A 21,528-nucleotide genomic window follows, 5' to 3' on the forward strand; every position below is an offset into this window, starting at 1 on the left:
GGGTGCGAATAGGCCTGTGGACACGGCCTGAGCGTCCACAGCCGCCTGACACGCGAGTCCCCTGCCCGTCCACAGGCGAGTGAGCGCGAGTCCGCCTGTGGCGGCGGGTCGTGAGAAAATGAGGGCATGCCGACCGTTTCACTTGCTCAAGTCTCACCCGCCATCGCCCTCGGACCGCTCGACGGTCGCTACCGCAAGGACACCGCTGACCTCGTCGATCACCTCTCGGAGGCCGCGCTCAACCGCAACCGCATCCGCGTCGAGGTCGAATGGTTCATCCACCTCGCGCAGAACTCGGTGATCCCGGGCGTCCGCACTCTCACCGAGTCAGAGGTCACGGCGCTGCGGAAGTTCGCCGCGGGCTTCGACGCTGAGACGATTGCGACGCTCGCCGCTCACGAAGCGGTCACGGTCCACGACGTCAAGGCCGTCGAATACACAATCAAGGACGCACTAGTCGAGATCGGCGCCGACGACCTCAGCGAGCTCGTCCACTTCTGCTGCACGTCCGAGGACATCAACAACCTCTCGTGGGCGCTCGGCATCAAGGAGGCCACCGAACAGGTGTGGCTGCCGCGGGCGAAGGCCCTCATCGACGCCCTCGCCGACACCGCCGCCGACCTCGCCGGCGTCCCCATGCTCGCCCACACCCACGGGCAGCCGGCGACGCCGACGACGATGGGCAAGGAGCTCGCGGTCTTCGTCCACCGCCTGCGCCGCCAGTACGAGCGGATCGCCGCGACCGAATTCCTCGGCAAGATCAACGGTGCGACCGGCACGTACTCCGCGCACATGGCCGCGGTGCCCGGCGCGGACTGGCCGCAGATCGCCCGCACCTTCGTCGAGGGCAGCCTGGGCCTGACGTTCAACCCGCTGACCACGCAGATCGAGTCGCACGACTGGGATGCCGAGCTCTTCGCCGACATCTCCCGGTTCAATCGGATCGCCCACAACCTTGCGACCGACATGTGGACGTACATCTCGATGAACTACTTCAAGCAGATCCCCGTCGCGGGCGCCACGGGATCATCGACGATGCCCCACAAGGTCAACCCGATCCGCTTCGAGAACGCCGAGGCGAACCTCGAGCTCTCCTCCGCCCTTCTCGATTCGCTCGCCTCGACGCTGGTGACCTCCCGGATGCAGCGGGACCTCACCGATTCGACGTCCCAGCGCAACATCGGCGTCGCCTACGGGCATTCGGTGCTCGCGCTGGGCAACCTCGTCAAGGGACTCGGGCAGCTCGCGATCAACGAGGACGCCCTGGCCGCCGACCTCGATGGGAACTGGGAGGTCCTCGGCGAGGCGATCCAGTCGGTCATGCGCGCGGCCGGCCTGCAGGGCGTGGCCGGGATGGAGAACCCGTACGAGAAGCTCAAGGAGCTCACCCGCGGCAAGCGCATCCACCAGGCCGACCTTCAGGAGTTCGTCGCGGGCCTCGGCCTGCCCGAGGAGGAGACCCGGCGCCTGAGGGCCCTCACCCCGGCGAGCTACATCGGGCTGGCCGAGCAGCTCGCCCGCGACGAGATCGCCGCCTGGAACGCAGCCGCGAAGGGCTGAGCCCTTCGACCATGAGCGGTCCCGGAGCCGAGCGGTCCCGGGACCGCTCGGCTCCGGGAGTGCCCCGGGTCGGCTAGATCCACCTCGGCGCGGTCACCGGCTCACCCGTCGAGGTCCGCACGCCTGCATCGCCCCGGCCCGAGGCCCAGCGGACCAGGTCGGGCAGCGATCCGCTGACGACCGTTCCGTCCGGGTCACCCGCGTCCGCCGGGTCCCCGTCCGCAACGCCGGCCCCGCCGAGGCGGTCGTCCGTCCCCTCGACGGCGACGACTATCCCCGCATCGGTTCCCCGCGCCCGCCACGCCCCGGTGATGTCGGAGAGCAGCCGGGTGAGGACGGGTGCGGGGATGTCGCTCATCCGTGCCCCGTTGTCCAGATCGATCGCGTGGAGCCACACCTCGCGGGTGCGCATCCACACGGTCTCCCGTGCGGGCACCTCCCGGCCCTGCGCGGTGCGCACGATCGCCTCCCACGCCTCGTCGGGGCTGTCGCGCCATTCGACGTCGAGGCTGATCGCCGCGTGCTCGATGAGGTGGCGCAGGGCGCGCACCGGCAGGGTCGACCCGAAGTCGATCTCGGCGTCACGGGCCGTAGGCGACTCGTACATCGGCGTCTCGACGCCGGTGTTCGCCCACTGCACGAGGCGGGTGAGCGCCCGAGCGTTGTACCCGACGTGGGCGATGAGGTGGCGTCTGGACCAGCCGGGCAGAAGACTCGGTTCGTCGAACTCGGCGTCGGAGAGCTCACCGAGCTTGCGGGCGAAGAACGCCGTCCCCCGCCGCACCGTGAGCAGTTCGGCCAGGAGTGCGGGGTCGGTGGTGAGATCGTGCCGGGCGACCATGGCTCACCCGGCGTCGACGATGCGGTTGGAGATCGTCCCGATCCCGTCGATCGACACGCTCACCTCGTCGCCCGGCTGCAGGTAGACCTGCGGGTCGCGGGCACGGCCGACGCCGCCGGGGGTGCCGGTGAGGATGATGTCTCCGGGCTCGAGGGTGATCATCGTCGAGATGTAGGAGACGAGGTGGGCCGGGGTGAAGAGGAGGTCGACGATGGCATGCTGCTGCATCACCTCGCCGTTGACCGTGGTGGTGAGCACCGCCTCGGCGGGGTCGAAGTCATCACCGGTCGCGAGTACGGGTCCGAGCGGGGTCGAGTCCTCCCACATCTTGCCCTGAAGCCATTCCTTCGTCCGGAACTGCCAGCCGCGCATCGAGATGTCGTTGGCGATCGTGTACCCGGCGATCGCCTCGGCGGCTTCGGCCTCATCGGCCCGGCGGACCTGCCTGCCGATGACGACGACGAGTTCACCCTCCCAGTCGAGCTCCGGATCCTCGGGCGCGAACGGCACGTCGTCGTGCGGGCCGGTCAGCGTCTCGGCGAACTTCGCGAAGAGGGTCGGGTACGCGGGCAGGTCACGGCCCATCTCGAGGATGTGGCTGCGGTAGTTGAGCCCCACGCACACGATCTTGCCGGGGCGGGTGATGAGCTGAAGCTCCTCGGCCTCGCTCACGGGCACGGTCGCCGACGGGGAGACGATCGCCTCGGCGACGGTGCGCTGCCAGTACTCGTCGGCGAGCAGGGCTCCGACGTCGGAGAAGTCCTCGACGATGACATAGTCGTCGCCGTCCTCCACTGCGGCTCGGGATCCGGACGGGGTGGCGATGGTGGCAAGTCTCACTGCTGTTCTCCTTCGACGTGGGTGCGGGCGAAATTCAGGGTTTCGATGATCGGGCGGTCGTTGAATGCGAAGAGGTCGAGGCCGGTCTCGGTCTCGATGCTCACCGCCGACCACGAGGGCATGACGACGAGATCGCCTGTGACGACGTCGAAGACGCGGTCGTCGACGAGGATGCGCCCGGAGCCTTCGAAGACCTGCATGACCTCGGAGCCGACGCGCCTGGTCACCGGTGTCGTCGTGCCTGCGCGAAGACGATGGAATTCGGCGCGGATCGTCGGCATGACGTCTCCACCGGTGGTCGGGTTGACGTAGCGGATCGCCGCATGCCCCTGACCGACGGTGGCGGGGAAGCCTTCGTCCTCGAGGCGCAGCTGCTCGGTGAGGGCGCGGTCCGTGTGCTCCCAGCGGTAGGCCCCGATCGGGGAGCTCACGGTGTTCGACAGGCCCGAGAGCGGACGGAGCCCGGGGTGCCCCCAGAGCCTCTCCGAGCGGGAGATGTCCGGGGTCGACTCGTCGGTGACGCGGTCGATGCCGAACTCGAAGAACGAGGTGTCGGCGTAGTGGACGAAGGGGATGTCGAGGCCGTCGATCCACGCCATCGGCTGGTCGGTCTCGTTGTGGTGACCGTGGAAGTTCCAGCCCGGGGTGAGCAGGAAGTCCCCGCGCGACATCCGCACCGGATCGCCGTTGACGACCGTCCACACGCCCTCGCCTTCGACGACGAAGCGGAAGGCGTTCTGCGAGTGCCGGTGCTCGGGAGCGACCTCATGGCCGCCGAGGTATTGGATCGCCGCCCACAGCGTCGGGGTCGCGAACGGTGCCCCGCCGAGGCCGGGGTTGGCCAGGGCGATCGCCCGCCGTTCCCCGCCGCGACCGACGGGCACGAGGTCGCCGGCACGTTCGGCCAGGGGGAGCAGGGTCGACCACTGCCACTGGTGGGCGACCGCCGCCGAGGCGGGGACCTGTGGCATGAGCTCGTCGAGCTGGGTCCACAGCGGGATCATGTTCTCCTCCGCCATGGTCGTATACATCGCCTCGAGCTCTCGCTCCTCCTCGGGAGTCGGGTCGGGGTTGACCATCGTCGGTGCAGGGCGCGTCATCGGGGCCTCCTCGGACCAGTGCGTTGAATCTGCGCCGAGGCTACTCCTCGGTGGGCGAGGTCACAGCATGAATTCCGCTGGACGGAATCGGTCGATGGCGCAGGCACGTGCCCTCGCCGACTGCTGGTCGTTCCGGACAGGTTGACGGCGTCGGAAGCTGTCCATGGTGACCAGGAACGATCGCTCCGCCGAGGTGGGGGCGGGCACGGCGCGGGCGGCTCAGTCGGCCGGGGGTGGGCTCTCCGGCACGAGCTCGAGTCCGGCGAGGTCCGCGCAGGCGCGCCGCACGAGGTCGATCGAGCGCTCCGAGGTCAGCGCCGTCGTGCGCACCGCCGGCGCGCTCAGAGCCACAGCGTCGCGCGGAGGCAGTCCGCTGCTGTGCGGAACCGCGATGCCGACAGCGCTGATGTCGGACTCCGTCTGCCGCAGATTGAGCGCGAAGCCCTGAGCTCGCACCTCGTCCATCTCGGCCAGGAGGCGCTCGAGGTCGCTGCCGGCGAGGCGCTCACCGGGCGAGCGCCCGCCGGCATAGAGGGCGCGGATCGACACGTCGTCGAGAGCGGCGAGCAGAGCTTTGCCCCCTGAGGTCAGCCGCGCCGGGAGGACGGTGCCGGTGCGCTCCCCCACCCGCAGACGCTGGCGGGATTCGACGGTCGTGAGGAAGACGACGCTCACTCCGCGACGGCGCAGGAGGGAGACGGTCTCTCCGGTGTCGGCGCTGAGCTGGGCGAGGATCTCGAGGACCGGGCCGGGCACCGACTGTGTGCCCTGGGTCTCCGCGACGCCGAGGGCGGGTCCGGGCCGGTACTGCCTGGCGGGCCCGCGGGTGACGAATCCCCGGTAGAGCAGCGTTGAGAGCAGGCGGTGCGCACTCGAAGGCGCCACCCCGAGGTACGCGGCGACGTCCTGGACGCGCACGCCCTCCTGCGGGTGGCGGCGGAGGAGGTCGATGAGCAGCAGGGCATTGTCGACGGACTCGATGGCATGGTCAGGACGTTTGACGATGCTGAAATGCTGCGGCATGACCCCCACGGTAGCCTGTCCTCCGGATTCCGCAGAGCAGAATATACTCGTGATCGGCTTCACACCCTCCCTACGGTGTCCCCCATGACCGAGACCACCTCTTCACAGGCCCCGGCGCGCAGCGAAGCGCGCCGCTGGGCGGCAGTCGTCATCTGCTGGCTGCTCATCGTCATGGACGGCTACGACCTCATCGTCTACGGTGCCGTCCAGAACTCCCTCATCGAGACCACCGATTGGGGACTCACCCCCGCCTCGGCGGGCACCCTCGGCTCGCTCGCGTTCCTCGGGATGATGATCGGCGCCGTCGTCGCCGGCCGTCTCGCCGATGCGATCGGGCGCCGCCGGACCATCCTGCTCTGCGTCATCGTCTTCGGCGTGGCCACGGTCGCCTGCGCCCTGGCACCGAACCCCGGCGTCTTCGGGGCGCTGCGCCTCATCGCCGGCCTCGGCCTCGGCGGACTCGTGCCCTCGGCGAACGCGCTCACCGCCGAGCTCGTTCCCCCGCGCTGGCGCGGCTCGATGGCGACCCTGATGATGTCCGGGGTGCCGATCGGCGGGACGATCGCCGCGCTCACCGGACTCTGGCTCATCCCCGCCTTCGGGTGGCCGGCGATGTTCTGGATCACCGCGGTCTCCTTCATCCTTCTCGCCGTCGCCTGGAAGGTGCTGCCGGAGACGGGTGCGCCCCGTGCCGCGTCCGGCAGCGACCCGGGGCAGGCGGACGTTGAGGCCGGAGACCGCGGAGCGCCGCGGACCGGCTTCTCCACGATCCTGTCCACGCCGTGGCTGAGCTTCTCGATCCTCTTCGCACTCACGACCCTCTTCACCCTCTTCGCGTGGTACGGCCTCGGCACGCAGCTGCCGAAGATCATGCGCGACTCCGGCGCCGATCTCGGACCCGCCCTGGCCTTCACGATCGCCCTCAACCTCGGCGCGGTCGTCGGTTCGGTGCTCACGGCATGGGCGGGCGACCGGTTCGGAATCCTGCCGACGGCGACGGTCGCCGCGGCGGTCGCCGGCATCGCCCTCGTCGCGCTCATGAGCGGGACGACCGCGACGCTCGCGATCTACGTCGCCCTCGTCCTCGCGGGCATCGGCACCCACGGCACGCAGTCGCTCATCGTCGGGGCCATCGCCTCGCACTACCCGGCACACCTGCGCGGCACGGCCCTGGGCTGGGCGCTCGGCGTCGGGCGCATCGGTGCGGTGCTCGCGCCGCAGGTCTCGGGCATCCTCCTCGGAATCAACGGGGTCGACCCGTCGATGAGCTTCCTCCTCTTCGGAGGGGCGGCACTGGCCTCGGCCCTTGTCCTCGCCACCCTCACGGTTCTCAGTCGCCGGCGGCGGGCCGTCGACGGCGAACAGGCCGCCGCGGAACCGGTCGCGCCCTGAGAGTATGCATCACACCTCGCGCGGACCGCCTTCGCGAGGAGGATCCGGTTCGACATGGGGCTCGATGTCGAACCGGATCCTCCTGCCGGAGGCCGCCCCAGAGGCCTCTACGCGGGCACGAGGTGGCGGTCCTCATCGATCTCTGCGAGCGACTTCTTCGCCATGCTGCGAGCGAGGAAGAGCACAGGGACGCCGGCGACGACGACGATGACCGTCGCATAGATCGCCGGTGCCAGGGTGAGACCGGTCGAGGACATCAGCCACGTGGCGACAAGCGGTGAGAGTCCGCCGAAGAGGACGGTGGCGACGTTGTAGCCGATGGCCATGCCCGAGAAGCGGCTCGTGCCGGTGAACTGCTCGGGGATCATCGCCGCGGCCACAGCGCTCCACCCGGCGGCGGGGATCGCGAGGAATGCGGCGCCGCCGATCGCGATCGACGCCGAGTCGTTGCTCAGGAGCACATAGGCGGGGATCGTCGTGAAGATGAAGACGACCATGAGGCCGGCGAGGGAGGCCTTCCGCCCGAACCGGTCAGAGGCGAGCCCGAAGAACGGCGTGACGACGATGGCGACGACTGCGGCCACGGTGCCCAGCGCCAGCGAACCCGAGTTCGGGACCTGGGCGACCTCTTCGACGTAGGTGGGCACATAGGTGATGTTGAGGAAGTAGCTCACCGACCCGATCGAGGAGATGAGGAAGGCGACGATGATCGCCCGGGGCTGTTCGAGGATCGCGGTGATGAGCGGCGAGCGCTTGAGGACGACATCGGTCTTCTCCGCCTTCTGCAGGCGCTTGAACGTGTCGGTCTCGACCATCATCCGACGCAGCGGAACCATGAGCGCGGCGAGGACGGCACCGAGGACGAAGAGCACCCTCCACCCCCACGACTCCATCGCCTCGGTCGAGAGCGTATTGGCCAGCAGGGCGCCCGAACCGACGGCGAGCAGGGCGCCGACCTCGCTGTTCGCCGCAGCCCAGCTCGCAGCGAGTCCGCGCTTGCCCGGCTTCGCCGACTCCATGAGGAAGACCATGATCCCCGTGTACTCGGCACCGACGGAGAACCCGGAGAGGCAGCGGAAGAAGACGAGGCCGACCCCGGCCCAGATCCCGATCGTGTTGTAGTCGGGCATGATCGCGATGCCGAGCATGGACACGGCCATGAGCACCGCGGAGACGACGAGTGCGTGCTTGCGTCCGACCCGATCGCCGAGGTGGCCGAAGACCATGGCCCCGAGCGGCCGGAAGAGGAATCCGGCGGCGCCGACGCCGAGGGTGAGCAGCAGCGAATCGGCCTGCCCGCCGAAGAACTCCTTCGTCAGCGTCGTCGCGACGTAGAAGAAGATCGAGAAGTCATACCATTCGACGACGGTGCCGAAGGCGGCGACGAGCATCGAGCGGCGGCGTCCCCTCTCCTTCTCGGCAGAGCCTGCCCCTGCCTGGGTGCGGGGGCGTGATTCGGGTTCGAACTCGGACATCGTCGGTTCCGTTCGCTCGCAGTGAAGGGGGCCGTCAGGGGCCTCTCAGGTGATCCGCGCTTGAGACTATCAGCTGACCCGGACACACGGGAGGCTTCAGCCGAAATTCATCGTGTCCTCCCTGGTCACACGAGTACAGACAGACGCACGCTATCAAGTCTCCCTGTCCGGCCGCCTTGACTCGCCTCCCATCGCCCCGGGAAGGGAGCCGACGGCGGACGAATCCCTGCGACCCCGCACCTGAGACGAGGGCGTCCGCCGTCGACAGCGGCTCATCGTCGGCGGCCGCGGCTCTCACCTCGATGGGGAACGAGATCCGCAGCCCGCGGCGGAGGCCGGCGCCGCACTGCCCGCCGACTCAGCGGATCTGCTCGACCGCGATGGCCGCTGCGCCGGAGATCAGACGGTCGTCGGCCTCGGCGTCCTTCTCGTCCTTCGATGAGAGGACGGAGATGATGATGGGACCGCCGTCGCCGGGCCAGACGATCCCGAGGTCGGCGCGCGAACCGTAGTATCCGGTGCCCGATTTGTCCCCGACCGTCCATTCCTCGGGCAGCTCCGCTCGGATCAGCGTGTCCCCGGTCTGCGTGGCCTTCATCCAGTCGGTCAGGGTCGTCGCCTCGTCGTCCTCGAGCGCTCCGCCGAAGACGTATTCGCGGAGGTTGCCCGCCGAGGCGCGCGGTGTGGTGGTGTCGCGGGGATCCCCGGGCTTCGCCTCGTTGAGTCCCGGTTCGGTGCGCGAGACCGTGGTTCCGGTGTCGCCGAGATCGTTCAGGCGTTCGTCGAGGGCTGCGGGCCCGCCGAGTTCGGCGAAGATGAGGTTCGCAGCACCGTTGTCGCTCTGGGTCATCGCGGCCTCGCAGAGCTCGGCGAGCGTCATCGTGCCTCCGACCTTCGTCTCGGTCACCGGCGAGTGGCTGACGATGTCGTCCTCGGAGATCGACACCCTCTTCGACAGTCCGTCAGTCCCCACCTCATCGAGCAGCGCCGCCGAGGCCATGGCCTTGATCGTCGACGCGTACGCGAACCTCTCATCGCCGCGCCAGGCGAGCTCTCGACCCGTGTCGAGGTCGACGGCGTAGACGCCGACCCTGGCATCGAAGTCGTCTTCGAGCTGGGTGAAGGCGGAGTCGGCTTCGGCTGGGTCCGCCGCAGTCGGATCCCCTGTATCCGTGGGCGTCACCGATGTGGAGGATGCAGTCGGATCGGCCCCGTCCGCCGAGGTGGCCGCCCCGCCCTCCTGGCAGCCGGCGACGAGGATGAGGCCGCTCGTGCAGGCCAGCGCGGCCGCAGCCCGCAGCATCCGGGTTCGCGGTGTCAGTGATTTCGTCATCTCTCTCCTATCCGAGTAAGTCCCCTCTGCGTACGCTTCCCGAGCCTGTGCGCGCCTCGGCCGAGCACTCGGGGCAGGCACGTGATTGGGCCACCCCTGTCGACTTCTCCCCCGGTTCTCAGAACGCGCCGGCGAGGACGCCGATGCCGACAACGATGTAGGTGAGAACGACGGGGACCGCCGCGATGATGAGCGGCACGGGCCGGCCCCATCGATACCCTGCCCACGCCCACAGTCCGATGTCGACGATGAGGAGGCCTGCGACGCCGAGGTAGGACAGCGTGGTCACCCAGTCCGTCTGCGGCTCCCCCGAGCAGTGGACGATGCAGCCCGAGTAGGCGATGAGACCGAGGAAGGCGAGCATCGCGATGGGGAACGCGAACACGGCGAGGGCAGCGATCCCGAACCCGACAGCCCCACCGACCGAGCGCGGACGACCCTTGGCATCGACAGTCATCTCCCTCCCAGCCCCGCCTCGGCACCGTCGCGTTTCGCCGGATCATCCGGCTTCCCAGCATCGTCCGCCTCCGACGGTCCGTCGCCCGACCGGCCGGGCTCGCTCCCGCCGTCGGCACCGCGGGAGACCTCGCTACCGCCGTCGGGTCCCCGAGCATTCCGACCCGCGCTCTCGCCTCCGCCGTCGGGCCGCGGGAAGCCGCCGGTCTCCGCGCGCGGACCCGCGTAGCGCATGAACTCCTGCCATGTCGGCCCCGATACAGTCTGACCATAGACGATGCGCGGCATCGACCCGCGTGAGTTCCGCCGCCAGTCGCGCATGCCCTCGGGGTCGCCCGTCCACACAGCCGTCGACAGGCCGCGGGTGAACCCGACGAGCCAGCTCGCTCCGACCTCGAAGTTCGTCGTCCCCGTCTTCGCCGCAGCCGGTGTGCCGATGCGCAGCCTCGTCGTCGTCCCGCCCTCGAAGGTCTGACTGAGCGCGTACGCGACGGTGTCGGCGATCGTCGGGTCGATCACCTCGGCGCACCCCGCGTTCCCATCACCACCGGCACCGCGGATCTCCTCGCCCTCGGAGTCGGTGACGGTGACGATCGCCTGCGGTGCGCACCGCGTCCCGTGGTTGGCGAACGCCGTGTACGCCGAGGCCATCGTCAGCGGTGAGACGGAGACCGTCCCGAGGATCGACGACGGGTAGAGGACCTGTTCGGTCCCGTTCTCCAATGTCGCCGCAGAGAGCTTCTCCCCGGTTCCCAGACGCACGCCGAGGCTCGTCGCCGTATCCCGGATCTCACACATGTTCAGCTGCGAGGCCATGTCCGCGTACGCCTTGTTCACCGACTTCTTCGTCGCCTCGAGCACGGTCATCCTGCCGTCCGCGCCGCCGGAGTCCCCGGCGTTGCGCGGGTTGTAGCCGCCGGCGGCATAGTTGCGACCGTCGCATCCCTGCGTCGAGAACCCCGTGTAGTCGGTCCCCGACCCGTTGACGGTGTCGCCGAGGCTGCGGCCGTCGGCCAGCCAGGCTGCGAGCACGAACGGCTTCCACGTCGAACCCGGCTGGAAGCCCGTGCCCCCGCCGAAGGGACTGTCGACGGCGTAGTTGACCGAGGTGCGTCCCCGCTTCTCCTCCTCGCCGAGGCTGTACTCCGTGTTCTGGGTCATCGCCCGGATCTCTCCGGTGGCGACATCGACGCTGACGAGAGCCTGCACCGCCCCGGAGGAGTCCCCGACGGGAAGCCGGTCCCGCACCGCTTCCACGGCCTTCTTCTGCAGGGCCGAGTCGATGGAGGTGCGGATCGTCAGACCGCCTCGGCGCAGGGTCTCCTTCCGCTCTTCGGGGGTGGCACCGAAGCGTTCGTCGGTGAGGACGCCGCTCTCGACGTAGGTGCAGAAGTAGGCGAGGTCACCGGCGGAGGCGCAGCCGTTGGGAGTGACGTTCGGCTTGAGGTCGAGTCCGGACTCCGCCGCCTCCTTCTGCTCGTCGGCGGTGATGTACCCGTATTCGGCCATCTTCTCAAGCACGAGGTTGCGGCGTTCGATGACCGCCTCGGGGTTCTTCTGCGGGTTGTACTCATACGGGTTGCGCACGATCCCGGCGAGCGTCGCCGCCTGCGCGATCGACAGCTCGGCGGCGTCGACGCCCCAGTACTGCCGGGCGGCGGCCTGGACGCCGTAGACGTTGGGCGATCCCGAGTAGCTGGCGATGTTGAGGTAGCGGTTCAGGATCTCGTCCTTCGTGAACGTCTTCTCCACTGTGATCGCGAGCCGCATCTCCCGCAGCTTGCGCGCCATGCCGCTCACCCCGGAGCGGTCCCTGGCCCGGTCGATGCCCTGCTCGTCCCCATCGGCCTGGCTGGCATTGATGAGGACGTTCTTCACGTACTGCTGGGTGAGCGTCGATCCGCCGTGGAGGGACCCGGTGAGGAGGTTCTTCGCGACGGCCCGGGCCACACCTTCGACGTCGACAGGACCGTGCTCGTAGAAGCGGCGGTCCTCGATCGCGAGCGTCGCATCCCGCATCGGCTGCGAGATCCTCTCGAGCGGCACCTCGTCCCGGTTCTGCCACGAGAAGGTCGCGATCGTCGTCCCATTCTTCGTCAGCAGCGTCGACGGTTGGGCGAGTGGGCGGTCGTCGAGCTCGGCGGGCAGGGAGTCGAAGAGGTCCATTCCCGCACCGAGGGCGGCGGCGGAGGATCCGGCGACGGGGCTGGCGAGTCCGGCGGCGACGATCCCGGCGCACACGGACAGGGCGAGGAATCTCAGCAGATGTCTCATGAGTTGAGCTCCGTGAAGAATCGGTCGGCGACGGGCACTGCCGCCTCGGCGCCGAATCCCCCGTCCTCGACGAGGACGGCGACGGCGAGGTCGCCTTGGAACCCGGCGAACCACGAATGGGTGCGCGGGGGCACCGCGGTGCCGTATTCGGCGGTCCCCGTCTTCCCGTAGACCGGGTCACCGGGGACGTCGGCGAGCGCCGAGGCGGTGCCGTCGCTCACCGTCGCCCGCATCATCTCCTTGACCTCGGCCAGCCCCTTCGGATCGGGGGCGGGCACCTCGCCGGCCCGGTCCCGGCGGTCGGGGAGGACGAGGAGGGGTCGGACCGTGGACCCCTTGGCCACGGTCGCGGTCATCGTCGCGACGGCCAATGGTGTGGCGAGCACCTTGCCCTGGCCGATCATCGCCGCCGCGTGCTCGACGGGGTCGTCGGCCTCGGGCACCGAGGCCATGTAGGAGTCTGTGCCGATGTCGATCTGGCCCATGCCCATGCTCAACGCGGTCTCACTCAGGGCTGCCGCGGTGACGTCGGGGGCCGAGTTGACGAAGGCCGTGTTGCACGATTGGGCGAAGCTCTCTGAGAAGTCGACTTCGCCGAGCACGTGGTCCTCGGCGTTCTTGAACCGCTTGCCGTTGACGCTCGTCGTCTTCGGGCAGTCGAGGGCGGTGCCGGGGGTGATCCCGGAGTCGACCATCGCCGCCCCGGAGACGATCTTGAACACGGACCCGGGCGGGTACTGGCCGGTCAGGGCCCGGTCCCACGCGGCCCCGGTGGGGTCGAAGTTCGCCACGGCGAGGACATGGCCGTCGCTCGGGCGGATCGCGACGATCGCGCTCGGCTTCGTCGCCGTGGCCGCCGCTTCCTCGGCGGCGGTCTGGACGGCGACGTCGAGCGTCGTCGTCACGTCCTCCCCGGAAGTCCCGTCGACCGTGTACAGCGTCGCCGGACCCTCACCGGATCCCGGACCCTCACCGGATCCGCCGCCCGCAGCACCCGAAGCAGCATCCTCGGCAAGGATCCGCAGCCCGGGGCCCGGCCGCAGCGTGCCGTCGTAGAGCATCTGGATTCCGCTGCGCCCGACGTAGGAGTCAGAGGTGAGGCTCTCGGGTTCGGCGGCGATCTCGTCGGGTTCGGCGCGTCCGGCCGAGCCGAGCGTCGCCGCGGCGAATCCCTTCGTCCGCGCGAGCGGCTGCGTGCGGGAGCGGAAGACGGTGCCCGGCAGCTTAAGGATCGCGCCCTTGACGAGCTCGTAGTCGTCCTTGCGCAGGGTGATGACGGGGACGAACGCGTCCGGGTCGGCCTTCTCGACGCGTTCGGCGAGCTCCTTCGGATCGATGTCGAGCGACTTCTCCAGCTGCGCGAGTGTCGCCTTCTCATCCGTGAGCCTGCTCGGCTGGAGGCCGACGTCGATGACCTCGCCCTCGGCCACGAGGACGGCGTCGTCAGCACCGAGGATCCGCCCGCGCTCACCGGCCGTGCGTTCGGCCGTGAGGATCTCACCGTCACCGAGGTCGGGGTGGACGAGGCGGGGCTCGAACTCGGCCGTCCACAGTGCCCCGGACCGCCGGAGGGAGACGTCGACGGAGTAGGACCAGTCACCCGCCGCCGAGGCGAACTCCCAGTCCCAGCGCAGCGTCGCCGTCGCGGTGCCGCCGGCCGAGTCGACGCCGTCGACGGTGACACGGCGTGTGCCCTGTCCCGCCTCGGCGAGGTCCGTGACGATCCCGGCGAGGTCGTCCCCGTCGTCCGGGTTCGTCCATGCCTGTGAGCGCAGCTGACCGGAGGTGAGGTCGGCGGCGATCTGCCTCGCGGCGATCGAGGGGAGGACGGGGAGGGTGCGCAGCGCGAGAACGCCGACTCCGACGAGCACGAGCACGACGACGACACCGATGATCCTTCGTGTCAGGGGCTTCATGGTGCTATCGTTGGCACCCATCCTGAGCATGTCCAATATCACATGGAGTTCGCATCATGCTGATTCTGATATACACCCAGGTGGAGACCGGTCGGTGAACCTCCTCAAGAGCCTCGAGATGTTCCGTGCCGTCGCCGAGCACGAGAGCTTCACGCGGGCTGCCGACGAACTCTCGCTCGCACAGCCGCCGATCTCCCGTGGGGTCGCCGACCTCGAGAGGCACCTCGGGGTGCGCCTCTTCGACCGCAGCCGTCGCCGCATCCGACTCACCGCCGCCGGCAGGGCGGTGCTGCCCGACATCCTCGAGATACTGCGCCGCATCGACGGCCTCGCCGAGGTGGCGGGTCGTCGCGAGGAGGGCACCCTCATCGGCGTCCACGGGCGCCTCGACCCCGCGGTCCTCGTCTCGGCGACGAAGGAGCTGCGCCTCGGCGGGGCCGTGCCGCGGTTCGTCCCCGCCGAATCGGCGGCCCTCGACGATCTCATCGAGTCCGGGGAGATCGACGCGGGACTCGACGTCCGCGGGCTCGGCTCTCCCCTGCCGACGCAGCGTCGACGGCAGTCCAGTGACCTCGTCGTCGACCTCGTCGCCGCCTCGACCCGATTCACAGGGTCCGAGGGAGCGATGAGCGCCGCCGACCTGCGCGGGATGCCGCCTGGCATGGGTTTCGGACGGGCCTCGGAGCGGGAGACGATCATGATCCTCCCCGAGGATGCCGGCCTCCTCCACGATTCGGGTCTGCTCACCCCGCTCGTCGCTCGCGGCATCCACCTCGGCCAGTTCGTCGTCGCCGACACCGAATTCGACGCCGTCACCCATGTCTTCGCCCACGGCTCGGTGCTCCTGTGCCCGGCGATGACCGCGCGCACCCACTCCCTGCCCTACCGCGGTCTGCGCGACGTCGACCTCGCCCGCCGGGTCGAGGTCGTCGGCTCCGGCAGCCTCGATCTCCTCGACGCGATGGAGTCGCCGCTCATCCTCACGGCGATCGCCCGGATCCTCGGGGCCCGCTCCCATGAGACCCGCAGCGTCGCTCACCAGGGCCGCTATGCGGATGAAAGGCTGTTCGGACCGTCATGAGCGAAACCGTCATCGACGAGATCAACGGGGTGTGGACGAGCCTCGGCGCGCAGGGGTTCCTCTTCGCCGAGGACCTCGAGACCCACCGTTCGGTCGGCATCCGGGAGTCCGCGCGCATCCCGCTCGCCTCGGTCGGCAAGGTCGCGATCGTCGCAGGCCTCCTCGATGCCGCCGCCGACGGCGTCCTCGACCTCACGCGGCGCGTCGTCGTCGACCCGACGACCGCGACTCCGGGCGGGACGGGGATCTCCGGACTGCACGATCCCGTCGAGATGAGCCTGCGCGACCTCGCCGCGATGGCATTGTCGGTCAGCGACAATGCCGCCGCGGACACGCTCTTCGCCCTCGTCGGGCCCGAGAGGATCACCGCTCTGCTCCACCGCTTCGGTATCCGCTCGTTCGACGTCGTCGCCCCGATGTCCCACCTCTACGATGTCCTCGCCGAGGTGGCCGGCGGCGACGAGGCCCGTGCCCTGGCCGTCGCCGTCGCCGATGCCCGCTCGGGTCGCGTGCCCCAGCTGCCGGATTCGGCGTTCAACACCGGCACCGTGCGTGCCACCGCGCGCCTCTTCGAGCTCATCCACACAGGCCGTCTGCTCGGGGCCGAGGACTCCGCGGTGCTGCGCGACCTCCTGCGCAGGCAGATCTTCCGGCACCGGATTGCCGCGGGCTTCCCCATGGATGCGGTCAGCTACTACGGGAAGACCGGGACGTTCCTCAACTTCCGGCACGAGGCAGGGGTCATCGTCGACAGCGACGGCACGGCGTATTCGATCGCGATCTTCACCCGCTCGACGATCGCGACGTTCTCCCAGCCCGAACTCGACGCCTCGATCGGCTACTGCGCCCGGCTCGCGATCGAGCACCTGCGCTCGCTCCGGTGAGCGAAACTAATCTCCGGAGCCCGGGAGCCAGGGCCCCTCACTCCTCGTCGACGACGGTGTATTCGAGGACGGGACGCCCCGCGGACCCATAGCGGGGACGGCGATCGAGGAGGCCGGCGTCGGCCATGGCCTCGAGGTAGCGGCGGGCGGTCACCCGCGAGACACCGAGACTCTCGGCCACCTCGGCGGCGGACTGACCGGGGGTCTGCGTGAGCACCCCTCTCACCTCGTCCTGGACACCGTCAGGGACTCCCTTCGGAGTCGCGGTGACGGTGTGCGTGCGCAGGGCGGCGATCGCGGTGTCGACCTCGTTCTGGGTCACCTCGCCCTCCGGGCAGTCGGCCCCGAGGCGGAACCGGTACGACGAGTACGCTTCGAGCTTCGACTTGAAGACGGGGAACGTGAAGGGCTTGATGATGTACTGCGCGACGCCGTAGGAGAGGGCCTCCTGGACGATCTGCATGTCCCGGGCCGCGGTCACGGCGATGATGTCGACATCGACCCGCTGACCGCGGATGGCACGGCAGACCTGGAGTCCGTGGCCGTCGGGGAGGTTCATGTCGAGGAGGACGAGGTCGATCCCGTCGGGGTCGAGGCCGAGGATCTTGCCCGTGAGCGCCGCCATCGCCTGGGTGGCGTTCTTCGCGACCCCGGCGACGTGGTAGCCCTCGAGGCGCTCGATGTACTTTGCGTGAGCACGGGCGGCGACGGCCTCGTCCTCGACGACGAGCACACCGATGCTCGCATCAGGCTGGGTGGTCTCGGGCATGCCGTCAGTCTAATCTCCGCACCGCGCCTGCGGGCTGGGCACGTGTTCCAGGCTCGACACATGCCGTGAGCCGCCGGGTCCTGCCTCAGCCGCGGTCGGGCAGCCACACGGTGAGGACGGCACCGGTGAAGTCGTCGCCGTCCTCACCGCGGCCCTGGACGTCGATGGCCCCGCCGAGGCGGCGGATGGCCTGGATGACGAGCGAGAGTCCGACCCCTCGGGTGCCCGTCTGCCTGCGTCCGTGCCCGCTGTCGGTGGTCACCCCGTCGTGCTTCGTCGACCAGCCGCGTTCGAAGATCGCGTCGAGGTCCTCCTCGGCGATGCCGGGACCGTCGTCGCTGACCTCGATCGTGAATCCTGCCGCTCCCCCCGCGCCGCTGAGGTGGACGTGGACCCGCTTGTTCTCCGGGAGGACGTCCTGCCTGCTCAGCGCGTCGAAGGCGTTGTCGACGAGGTTGCCGAGGATCGTCGCGAGATCCCGGTCGTCCCCGCCGAGGCGGCTCGTGAGTCCCGCGGTGTCGACCGTCATCTCGATGCCCGCCTCGGCGGCCTGGGCGACCTTGGACAGGAGCAGGGCCGAGAGCACGGGATGGTCGAAGCTCATGTGACCATCGCCGGTGACCCAGCTGAGGTCGTCGAGGTCCTTGGCCGCGAAGTCGATGGCCTCGTCGACGTGACCGGTCTCGAGGAGGGAGATGACCATGTGGAGGCGGTTGGCGTACTCATGGGTCTGAGCGCGCAGCGAATCGGAGAACGAGCGGACGGAGACGAGTTCGCCGGTGAGCTCCGCAAGCTCGGTGTGGTCGCGCATCGTCACGACCCACGTGTCCGCACCCTCCTCGGTGGGCTGCTGGTTGACGACGAGGACACGCTCGTCGGTGTAGTGGATCTCGTCGCGCGCCCACCGGCCCGAGGAGAGGAGTTCGGAGAGGGCTTCGGGCAGGGCGAGCTCGGCGAGCGGGATCCCGCCCTCCGGGGTCGTCGCCGCCACCGCATCGGGCGGGGCGGAATCGCCGCCGAGGTGCGGGGACTTCTCTCCGTCCCCGGCGCCGACGTGCGCGTCCTCGCCGAGGCGCTGCTCGGCACTGCCGACGCTCTGCTCGTCCCCACCACGGATCTGCTCGTCGCCTCCGGCACCGACCGCCGCCGGCGCCGGCTCCCGCTTCGACCCCGTGCTCGGGAGACCGAGCAGCTCCCTGGCCTGGGCGTTGATGAGGACGATGCCCATCGACCGGTCGATGAGGATGAGTCCTTCGGAGACGGCTTTGAGCACGGAGGAGTAGAACTCGATCATGCTCCGCAGCTCGTTCGCACCGTAGTCCCCGGTGACCCTGCGCAGACCGCGGGACGTCACCCATGAGGCGCCGATGCCGAGGAGAAGCGTGGCGATGGCGATGCCGATGAGCCATTTGCTCTGCGCGAGGAAGCCCGCACGCACGGAGTCAGCGGAGTTGCCGACGACGACCGCCCCGACGACTGTGCCCGGGCCGACCTCGTCGAGGCCGAGCTGCTGGGCGAAGACCGGGGTGACGACGTACATCGTGCCTCCGCCCTCACCCCCGTCGTCGACGAAGCGGACATCCGACCGGCCGCTGAGCACCCGGGTCGTATTCACCGAGGCGGCGAGCTGGTCGAGCGAGTCGACGGGGATGTCGCCGGAGGAGGCGGTGACGAGGTTCTCCGCAAGGCCCGCCCGCCGGTTCGCGGACCCGAGCGAGGGCGGAGTGCGCAGATAGTCGATGGGCACGACGGCGGCGATGTCGAAGTCGTATTCGCTGACGACAGTGCGCAGCATCGTCTGCAGCTTCTCGTGCGAGGAGGGGGCGAGGAATTCGTCGCGCGCGTTCGTCTCGTCGGCCTCGACGACGCCGAGGGACAGCGAGATGGTGTCCGCGGCGGACCGCAGCAGGTCCTGTTCGCGCTTGGTGTTGAGCTGCGAGAGCTGGAGGTAGAGCAGGCTCGTCGTGAGCACCATGATGCCGATGAGCATGACCGAGTTCGCGAACATGATCCGCCCGGCCACGCCGTAGCGGACCCGGCGGCTCAGCCGGACGACGGGCCCGACGAGCGCGCGGGAGAGCGCCGGGCGGGGGGTCGTCGCAGCCTCGGTCATGGCCCCATTGTGTCACCCGGACCCGCCGAGGCGGTCGGGCGCGGGCCGTCGTCGTCCCGCCTCAGCCGATCAGGCAGGGGCGCGGCGGGCGCGGGACGAGACCGCGACTCAGCGGGCGCGACTGCGGGCCGGCCCGAGGCTAAGCCTCAGAGGGCGAGGCTGATCGGTCCGGCGGGCACCGCCGAGCATGCGAGGACGTGATCGGCAGGAACGCGCGCTGCCGGTTCGACGGGGTAGAGGACGGTGCCGGAGGCGAGCGCGATCGAACACGTTCCGCACGATCCGCCGCGGCACGAGCTCTCCGCGTGGACCCCGCGCGACTCGAGCGCGTCGAGGAGGGTGCCCTGCGCGGGCTCCCAGAGGAAGCTCGTGCCGGATTCGGCGAGCGTGACCTCGGCGGGTTCGCAGTCGGCGATCGCCTCGCTCATCCCCGTGTGCGGGGAGGCGAAGGTCTCCTGGTGGACGCCGGGAACCCCGGCTTCCTCGGCCGCGGCGAGCACGGCCCGGGTGAAGTCGGCGGGCCCGCACACCATGACGTTGTCGCAGCCGCTCAGGGTCGCGACGAGATCGTCGTGGCCCGGCCTGCCGTCGACGGCGGTGTCGCGGTGCTCGGCCTCGACGGGCAGGCCCGTGCCCTCGGCTCGGTCGACGAGCCGGTTCCACAGGCACGCCGTGCGCTGATCCCGGTCGATGTGGAGCAGCCTGAGCCGCTCGGCTGCCGGCACGGCTCTGCCGAGCGTCTCCTGTGCGGCAGCCCCGTCCGCAGACCCCGGCCCGACCCCGGCCGCGGAGTCGCCGCCGACACCGAGCGCAGCGCCGACGGTCATGGGTTCACGGGCGACCTCGCGGAGCAGCCCGAGGCTCGGGGTGATCCCGATGCCCGCGGTGACGAGCGCGGTCGTGCCGCCGAAGACCCGATCCGCTGTCATCGTCCCATGCGGTCCTGACGCGAGCACGCGCTCGCCGGGCGGCAGGCTCGCGACCGCACGCGATCCCTTCCCCTGGGTGCGCACGGCGATGGAGACGACGTCGTCGGTCACGTCGGTGATCGTGTACGTCCGCCAGAACGGCGCCCCGAGCTCGAGGTGGACGCGCAGGTTCGTCCCCGGTTCGTCGAAGTCGCGGATCCACCCGAGTTCGTCGCGCAGGGAGATCTCCACCGTGTCGTTGCAGATCTGCCGGGAACTGACGACCGTGAGGAAGCGCGGGGTCCGCGCGGTGGGGACGAGATCGCGCGGGGCCTCGCCTTCGACGACGATCTCATCGCCGGCAGTGATCGTCCCTGACTCGAGGATCCGTCCGTAGACCCCGCAGTGGAGGTGCCCGCACGCCGAGGCGAGGATGCGGGGGACGTTGACGTCGACCTCGGTGGTCACGGGGTTGACGGTCGTCGCCGGGCAGCGCTCGATCGCCTGGCTGATCGCCAGCCGGACGCCGCCGATGCGCACGATCCGACCGATGAGCCCGAACTCGGCGAAGGGATCAAGCCCCTCGACGAAGATGTTGCCGCGGAACCGCAGCGGGTCGAGGTCGCCAGTGCCGAGCGCGGCCCGTCCTTCCTCGGTGGCGCCGAGGGCCTCAACGGTGGCGGGGTTGATGAGGGAGATCCCCGATTCGCGGGAGTCGAACATCCCCTGCCCGGCGACGACGATCCCGCGCGGATGAGAACCCTGCGGGGGTATATGCGAGGAGAGGAACTCCGCCGAGGCGGCCCGTGACTCGTCATCGTCCGCGCAGAAGGTCGTCGACCCTCCCGCCGGCGCGGTCAGCGTGATCGCAGAATCGGGAGCCGTGCTCACTTGCCATTTCTGCAGGTCAGGGTAGTTCTTGAGGACGGTGAAAGCGGAATAGCGCTGCCACTGGTCGGCGGGGACGTTGAGGCTTCCGTTCGTGAAGGCGGCGACGCGGTCACCGCGGATGCCGCGACCTGAGTCGACGACCGCCTCGGCGATCTCCTCTGCAGGGAACCCCTTGACGGGGAAGCGGAACAGTCTGGATGCACGCATGCCCCGATTCTACGAGCACCGCCGCCGCGGGGATGCGAGAATGAGACCAACGGCACACGGGCCACCGGGGTTGCCAGATACCCTATGGGGGTATATAGTCCTGTCATGACTGAGCAACATGGATACACCCCGCAGAAAGACGCTCTGGCTCGCCGGATGAAGCGGATCGAAGGACAGGTCCGCGGGATCGCGAAGATGATCGATGACGACAAGTACTGCATCGACATCCTCACCCAGGTCTCGGCCGCCACGGCTGCGCTGCATGCGGTCTCCATCAATCTCCTCGAGGAGCACATCGCTCACTGCGTCGTCGACGCCTCCGCCGCCGGCGAGGACGAAGCGCGCAAGAAGATCGAGGAGGCTTCAGCCGCCATCGCCAGGCTCATCAAGAGCTGACCTGATCTCCAGGGCGCCGGCCCCCTTCCCGGACCGATGCCCCCGACGATCGCGCATCTCTGACGAGTC

17 protein-coding genes are annotated in these 21,528 nt (G+C 69.5%); 5 read left to right on the plus strand and 12 right to left on the minus strand.

What is annotated here, in order from left to right; all coding sequences use genetic code 11:
* Positions 1 to 126: 126 nt before the first annotated feature.
* On the plus strand, positions 127 to 1,560 hold the full coding sequence (gene purB / locus EZE58_RS05220; protein ID WP_009376611.1) for an adenylosuccinate lyase: 1,434 nt from the start codon (positions 127 to 129) through the stop codon (positions 1,558 to 1,560).
* Positions 1,561 to 1,633: 73 nt separating this feature from the next.
* On the opposite strand, the gene EZE58_RS05225 is transcribed toward purB, so the two are convergent.
* The 4 genes from EZE58_RS05225 to EZE58_RS05240 form a co-directional block, all read right to left on the minus strand.
* Positions 1,634 to 2,401 carry a maleylpyruvate isomerase family mycothiol-dependent enzyme gene (locus tag EZE58_RS05225; protein ID WP_009376612.1) on the minus strand — a complete coding sequence of 256 codons (768 nt, stop codon included), beginning with the start codon at positions 2,399 to 2,401 and terminating at the stop codon, positions 1,634 to 1,636.
* Positions 2,402 to 2,404: 3 nt separating this feature from the next.
* Positions 2,405 to 3,241 carry a fumarylacetoacetate hydrolase family protein gene (locus EZE58_RS05230; RefSeq protein ID WP_167559998.1) on the minus strand — a complete coding sequence of 279 codons (837 nt, stop codon included), beginning with the start codon at positions 3,239 to 3,241 and terminating at the stop codon, positions 2,405 to 2,407.
* Positions 3,238 to 4,341 (minus strand): cupin domain-containing protein, encoded by a 1,104-nt coding sequence (locus EZE58_RS05235; protein ID WP_009376614.1) that lies wholly within the window; start codon positions 4,339 to 4,341, stop codon positions 3,238 to 3,240. Before EZE58_RS05235 ends, EZE58_RS05230 begins: the two co-directional genes overlap by 4 nt.
* 219 nt (positions 4,342 to 4,560) lie before the next feature.
* Positions 4,561 to 5,364: a helix-turn-helix domain-containing protein gene (locus EZE58_RS05240; protein ID WP_063249511.1), complete on the minus strand. Its 804-nt coding sequence runs from the start codon at positions 5,362 to 5,364 to the stop codon at positions 4,561 to 4,563.
* An 84-nt stretch (positions 5,365 to 5,448) separates the two neighbouring features.
* Here EZE58_RS05240 and EZE58_RS05245 point away from each other — a divergent pair, with 84 nt between their 5' ends.
* Entirely contained in the window at positions 5,449 to 6,756 is a 1,308-nt protein-coding gene (locus EZE58_RS05245) for an aromatic acid/H+ symport family MFS transporter (protein ID WP_131248261.1), read from the plus strand.
* A 107-nt stretch (positions 6,757 to 6,863) separates the two neighbouring features.
* Here the strand turns inward: EZE58_RS05245 and EZE58_RS05250 are convergent, their stop codons facing one another.
* From EZE58_RS05250 to EZE58_RS05270, 5 genes are all read right to left on the minus strand, one after another.
* Positions 6,864 to 8,231, minus strand: a complete 1,368-nt coding sequence (locus EZE58_RS05250; RefSeq protein ID WP_009376617.1) for an MFS transporter — start codon at positions 8,229 to 8,231, stop codon at positions 6,864 to 6,866.
* A gap of 358 nt (positions 8,232 to 8,589) precedes the next feature.
* The gene (gene bla, locus EZE58_RS05255; protein ID WP_009376618.1) at positions 8,590 to 9,564 is read right to left on the minus strand and encodes a class A beta-lactamase; all 975 of its coding nucleotides are present in this window, start codon (positions 9,562 to 9,564) and stop codon (positions 8,590 to 8,592) included.
* Positions 9,565 to 9,682: 118 nt separating this feature from the next.
* Entirely contained in the window at positions 9,683 to 10,021 is a 339-nt protein-coding gene (locus EZE58_RS05260) for a hypothetical protein (RefSeq protein WP_009376619.1), read from the minus strand.
* On the minus strand, positions 10,018 to 12,294 hold the full coding sequence (locus EZE58_RS05265) for a transglycosylase domain-containing protein (RefSeq protein ID WP_009376620.1): 2,277 nt from the start codon (positions 12,292 to 12,294) through the stop codon (positions 10,018 to 10,020). The genes EZE58_RS05260 and EZE58_RS05265 overlap by 4 nt, the downstream gene beginning before the upstream one ends.
* Positions 12,291 to 14,210 (minus strand): penicillin-binding transpeptidase domain-containing protein, encoded by a 1,920-nt coding sequence (locus EZE58_RS05270; RefSeq protein ID WP_009376621.1) that lies wholly within the window; start codon positions 14,208 to 14,210, stop codon positions 12,291 to 12,293. The genes EZE58_RS05265 and EZE58_RS05270 overlap by 4 nt, the downstream gene beginning before the upstream one ends.
* A 94-nt stretch (positions 14,211 to 14,304) precedes the next feature.
* Between EZE58_RS05270 and EZE58_RS05275 the strand changes: the two genes are divergently transcribed.
* Both EZE58_RS05275 and EZE58_RS05280 read left to right on the plus strand, forming a co-directional pair.
* Positions 14,305 to 15,291, plus strand: a complete 987-nt coding sequence (locus EZE58_RS05275) for a LysR family transcriptional regulator (RefSeq protein WP_009376622.1) — start codon at positions 14,305 to 14,307, stop codon at positions 15,289 to 15,291.
* A complete protein-coding gene (locus tag EZE58_RS05280; RefSeq protein WP_009376623.1) occupies positions 15,288 to 16,175 on the plus strand; it encodes a serine hydrolase in 888 nt (295 codons plus the stop codon). The genes EZE58_RS05275 and EZE58_RS05280 overlap by 4 nt, the downstream gene beginning before the upstream one ends.
* A gap of 37 nt (positions 16,176 to 16,212) precedes the next feature.
* Here the strand turns inward: EZE58_RS05280 and EZE58_RS05285 are convergent, their stop codons facing one another.
* From EZE58_RS05285 to EZE58_RS17325, 3 genes are all read right to left on the minus strand, one after another.
* Entirely contained in the window at positions 16,213 to 16,944 is a 732-nt protein-coding gene (locus EZE58_RS05285; RefSeq protein ID WP_009376624.1) for a response regulator, read from the minus strand.
* 85 nt (positions 16,945 to 17,029) lie between these two features.
* Positions 17,030 to 19,057, minus strand: a complete 2,028-nt coding sequence (locus tag EZE58_RS17320) for an ATP-binding protein (RefSeq protein WP_009376625.1) — start codon at positions 19,055 to 19,057, stop codon at positions 17,030 to 17,032.
* 146 nt (positions 19,058 to 19,203) lie between these two features.
* Positions 19,204 to 21,063 carry a 2Fe-2S iron-sulfur cluster-binding protein gene (locus EZE58_RS17325; RefSeq protein WP_009376626.1) on the minus strand — a complete coding sequence of 620 codons (1,860 nt, stop codon included), beginning with the start codon at positions 21,061 to 21,063 and terminating at the stop codon, positions 19,204 to 19,206.
* 105 nt (positions 21,064 to 21,168) lie between these two features.
* Here EZE58_RS17325 and EZE58_RS05305 point away from each other — a divergent pair, with 105 nt between their 5' ends.
* Complete coding sequence (locus tag EZE58_RS05305) at positions 21,169 to 21,459, plus strand: metal-sensitive transcriptional regulator (protein WP_009376627.1); 291 nt, start codon at positions 21,169 to 21,171, stop codon at positions 21,457 to 21,459.
* The last annotated feature ends 69 nt before the right edge of the window (positions 21,460 to 21,528 follow it).

The sequence above is a fragment of the Brevibacterium sp. LS14 genome, assembly GCF_012027885.1.
Lineage (GTDB): Bacteria > Actinomycetota > Actinomycetes > Actinomycetales > Brevibacteriaceae > Brevibacterium > Brevibacterium casei.

Coding starts and splice junctions, on each gene's coding strand:
- purB (WP_009376611.1), top strand. CDS start 127: ATGCCGACCGTTTCACTTGCTCAAGTCTCACCCGCCATCGCCCTCGGA.
- EZE58_RS05225 (WP_009376612.1), bottom strand. CDS start 2,401: ATGGTCGCCCGGCACGATCTCACCACCGACCCCGCACTCCTGGCCGAA.
- EZE58_RS05235 (WP_009376614.1), bottom strand. CDS start 4,341: ATGACGCGCCCTGCACCGACGATGGTCAACCCCGACCCGACTCCCGAG.
- EZE58_RS05240 (WP_063249511.1), bottom strand. CDS start 5,364: ATGCCGCAGCATTTCAGCATCGTCAAACGTCCTGACCATGCCATCGAG.
- EZE58_RS05245 (WP_131248261.1), top strand. CDS start 5,449: ATGACCGAGACCACCTCTTCACAGGCCCCGGCGCGCAGCGAAGCGCGC.
- EZE58_RS05250 (WP_009376617.1), bottom strand. CDS start 8,231: ATGTCCGAGTTCGAACCCGAATCACGCCCCCGCACCCAGGCAGGGGCA.
- bla (WP_009376618.1), bottom strand. CDS start 9,564: ATGACGAAATCACTGACACCGCGAACCCGGATGCTGCGGGCTGCGGCC.
- EZE58_RS05260 (WP_009376619.1), bottom strand. CDS start 10,021: ATGACTGTCGATGCCAAGGGTCGTCCGCGCTCGGTCGGTGGGGCTGTC.
- EZE58_RS05265 (WP_009376620.1), bottom strand. CDS start 12,294: ATGAGACATCTGCTGAGATTCCTCGCCCTGTCCGTGTGCGCCGGGATC.
- EZE58_RS05270 (WP_009376621.1), bottom strand. CDS start 14,210: ATGAAGCCCCTGACACGAAGGATCATCGGTGTCGTCGTCGTGCTCGTG.
- EZE58_RS05280 (WP_009376623.1), top strand. CDS start 15,288: ATGAGCGAAACCGTCATCGACGAGATCAACGGGGTGTGGACGAGCCTC.
- EZE58_RS05285 (WP_009376624.1), bottom strand. CDS start 16,944: ATGCCCGAGACCACCCAGCCTGATGCGAGCATCGGTGTGCTCGTCGTC.
- EZE58_RS17320 (WP_009376625.1), bottom strand. CDS start 19,057: ATGACCGAGGCTGCGACGACCCCCCGCCCGGCGCTCTCCCGCGCGCTC.
- EZE58_RS17325 (WP_009376626.1), bottom strand. CDS start 21,063: ATGCGTGCATCCAGACTGTTCCGCTTCCCCGTCAAGGGGTTCCCTGCA.
- EZE58_RS05305 (WP_009376627.1), top strand. CDS start 21,169: ATGACTGAGCAACATGGATACACCCCGCAGAAAGACGCTCTGGCTCGC.